At 36.7% G+C, this 3826-nt stretch carries 3 protein-coding genes; all 3 read left to right on the forward strand.

The genetic code is table 11. The features are described from left to right. The first annotated feature begins 140 nt into the window (after nt 1-140). The 3 genes from QM629_RS00840 to QM629_RS00850 are packed head-to-tail and all read left to right on the forward strand — an operon-like array spanning nt 141 to nt 3639. The gene (locus QM629_RS00840; RefSeq protein ID WP_415156208.1) at nt 141-1649 is read left to right on the forward strand and encodes a ThiF family adenylyltransferase; all 1509 of its coding nucleotides are present in this window, start codon (nt 141-143) and stop codon (nt 1647-1649) included. Next, entirely contained in the window at nt 1646-2122 is a 477-nt protein-coding gene (locus QM629_RS00845; protein WP_415156210.1) for a Mov34/MPN/PAD-1 family protein, read from the forward strand. Before QM629_RS00840 ends, QM629_RS00845 begins: the two co-directional genes overlap by 4 nt. 50 nt (nt 2123-2172) lie before the next feature. Next, nucleotides 2173-3639 carry an SAVED domain-containing protein gene (locus QM629_RS00850; RefSeq protein ID WP_415156212.1) on the forward strand — a complete coding sequence of 489 codons (1467 nt, stop codon included), beginning with the start codon at nt 2173-2175 and terminating at the stop codon, nt 3637-3639. Nucleotides 3640-3826: the final 187 nt, after the last annotated feature.

The following is a 3826-nucleotide window of genomic DNA, read 5'->3' on the forward strand; positions in this document are numbered from 1 at the left end:
AATGGCTCACCCACTTGTTTGTAAATATCAACAAAACCCCAAAGGAAAATCTACACTCCCTGCTGCCGCAAAATTATCCCTCGCATACTGAACATCAATGACGGGGTTCGCCGAAGGAATACGTTATACTTGATTTTGATGTGAAAATATACCCACAATACCCTTTCCAAGCCCATGATTTTGAAACCATCCGGTTTATTAATAAGAATTTACTGGAATATGGTCATGTAAATGAGGACGGATCCATTTGTGTGCATACCCTTCATCACCCTAAACTAACACAAAAGTTAGCGCTGGATCTAAATGGCTTAAAACACTGGATTATAAAATACTATATCAAACAGGAAGCCGATGGGGCCTATGAGCATATAGTAGTAAGTGATACAGCAATTGACGGTCGGAAAAGTGTGTTTCTGTTTACTGATGTTAACTATAAATTTAAAAATCAATCGTACGGAAAATTTACGTTTTCCATTTTAAATCATGGGTATTGGAGGGAGACCGACTATACAACATTACTTGTACGAAAATTTAAAATAAACAAAGAGGAGGTTGCTTGTAATTGGGGTGATATATACTGCCAAAACGAGGAAATTGAAGGGCTGTTCTATTTCAGCGATAAGCCCCCAGTTGAATACAAACGGTTTACAATTAAAAGCTTTGATAAACTTGAAAGTTATTTTTCCCAGTCGTTTTTACGATTCCTTGATATGTTTAGTAAACAGTTTAGGGGGACTTGTTATATTGATCATCTCCCTTTGCTGGTGGGTTATCCTGTCAATGAAGTTGAGATTCATTGGCAGGTAATGTTAATTCCACTTGATAACTTCCCTAATTATGGGAAAAAAATAGCAGGAACAAACACATGGGTTAGCATGCTAAGAAAACAGCCAATTATCTGGGGGCAAACTCGTAACTCATCTTATAAGTATTTTTTTGGCCGGGGAGCCTTTCATCCCACTATTACGAGCGCCAAAATTCTTATTATAGGAATTGGTGCCATTGGGAGTATGATTGCAACAACTCTTACACGATGTGGTGCTACAGATATACTTTTGGTTGATTATGATGTTAAGGAACCTGAAAACATATGTCGTTCAGAATACAGCTTCTTTCCCGGCATCACAGCAAAAGTGACAGAACTTGCAAGCAGATTGGTAAGCATTTCTCCCTTCGTTAATGTCGCAAGCAGCCAAACATTGACCGACTTTTTTAAAATCGTTATACAAGGGGCAGAGAATGGATGGCGCCCAGCAATTAAAGACCGTTTAGATGAATTTGATATTATTATAGATTGTTCTACAGATAATGATATTGCATTCCTTTTGGATAGTCTTGGGGTACGTGGAGACATATATTCGCTATCCATAACCAACCATGCCAGTGAACTTATATGTGCTACCAAACATAATCTATACGATTGGCTTCAGAATATCTTTCATCAGTTGAAACGAGAGGATGACGATATGTACAACCCTACAGGTTGCTGGAGTCCTACCTTTAAGGCTTCTTACAATGATATCTCTGTGTTAGTACAATTTGCACTTCGTCATATAAATGACTGTTATAAAAAGAATTTGCCTGTAAGGCATTTTTATCTAACGACTGAGGATAAAGATTGTTTTGAAATAAAGCTAAATCAATTTTGAAATTTGTAAATAGGGATACAAGGTTAGAGTTGCTAATAAATTGCGAGCTTATAAACCGTCTGGAGGTCTATGGAAAAGAAAAGTATCCGAATGAGTTTGGGGGTCTGCTGTTAGGCAAATATATCAATAGTAACAAAACAGTTGTTATCAAAGATACACTCCTACCTAAAAAGTATAAATCTTCCCGATATTATTTTGAGCGAGGTTCAAATGGGCTAAAGGAGCTGTTAGAACAATATTATGCCAATGAAGGTTTGGTATATGTAGGTGAATGGCACACGCACCCGGATAATGCGGCAGTACCAAGCCAAACAGATATAAGGGCTATGAAGGAACTTGCCGAAGATAAAAATGTACTTATAAACAATCCAGTGCTTATGATCTTAGAAATTCAAAAAACAGATTATAATATAGGAATCTATTTCTTGTTTAATGGCAAACTACTTCAATACATTTTGGCTGAAAGTGAATAAAGAAAGAGCGATAAGAATACAGTATTAATTTTTAAACCAAGATAAAATTTATGGCTGGGCAAACATCTGCAATATTAAAAGGATTTGACTATCAACATTTGTTAAGCTGGTATCATGTACTATCATTGAAAACAGGTAATAAGGTGAAAAGGGTACGACTGGAAAATGAATCTGCAGGCTATGTAGACGATTTAACCGTTGAGAAAAGTAATGGGACTGTAGACTTTTACCAAATAAAGTATCATGTTGGAGGAGGCCATTATTCAATGTCGGAATTGCTTACAGCTAAAGAAGGTAAAAGCCTAATGGAAAAATTTTGGGTGACTTGGAACGAGCTAATAAAGCAATATTCTAAAGATCAAATTCGTCTTATCCTTTACAGTAATTGGGTTTATCATCCAGATGATAAAATACTGATTTGTATAAATGGCGATAATGGACATTTAGGTGACCTCTTTTTTAAGTCAGGACCAAAATCAGATTGCGGAAAAGAAAAAAGTAAATGGAAGAAAGCGCATTCCGCTACTGACGAAAATTTTAATGCTTTTGCTAAATCAATATCATTTCAGTTAGGTCGAAATTTTACTGATGAAATTAAGCTAATGATTGCTGATAGAATGCAACTGCTGCGGCTGCAATATGATGAAAATGCGATGTTAATAGCAGTGGGAATTATAAAAAAATGGATCAAAGAAAAGAAGGAGTATATTTCTACTCCCCTTCTTGAAGAAGAGATACTTAATCATAAACTATATATGCCGGGTAATACCGAAAAAGCGGCTTCCGTCTATTTTGCCACCATTAAAAGTAGGAAGTTTGATCTTGCTCCAGATTATATTCTTGACTGGAGACAGTATTTTAAAGAGATCGCAGGCATTGGGGGTCATGAATTGATTAATACAGAAGATTGGAACAGAACATTGCTTCCAGAGCTAAGATTGTTGGAGGATCGTATAAATACTGAGGTAACTCCTACATTGATACGGGCGCGTGGTTTTGCCCGTCTATCAGCTTGGTTCGCTTTTGGCTATACGTTTTCGCAGGTTGCAGGTTACACCATTGAAGTTAATCAACAAGAAAAATTGTGGCGGACTGATGAACAACCTAATAGCAGTTTCAATGTAATTAGCGAAAATCAAAACGGAGAGATTCTCGGTCAGGGAAACAAAACTATTGCTGTAGGTATAAGTGTCACAGGATCATTGGGCTTAGACGTAAGGAAATATATAAATGAGCATGGCGGCGTTGATGCTCTTCTTTTATTAAGGCCGGAGGTTGATTTAGGCCCATCTTGTTTTCAAACAGCAGCAGATGTTACGGCATTTTCAGAACAAATTAAAGCAAAGGCCCGGGCATTTGTAAAAGAGAATGGAGCAGATACCCTAATACTGTTTTATTTTGGGCCATTGAGTGGAGCGTGCTTTATTGGACATCAGCTAAATGCAATTTGCAAAGAAGTTAAGATTATGGAAAATAGTAATGGTGGTGGTTATATCGAATCTTTCGTGCTATCCTAAATGTAAAATGCTACTTCCCCTCAACCCTCTCCAACAACTTCTGTAATAGCTCCATCTTCTCCTTTTCAGCCTGAAGTAATCTTTCATAAAGTTTTTTATTTTCATCAAGCATCTCTAAAATTTTTTCGATTGGGTTAAAAGACGGTTGAAAATTAAAAAAAGCAGGCTGTTCACAATTCTCAAAAGA

Origin of the sequence: Parafilimonas sp., assembly GCF_047606085.1 — a bacterium.
GTDB lineage: Bacteria > Bacteroidota > Bacteroidia > Chitinophagales > Chitinophagaceae > Parafilimonas.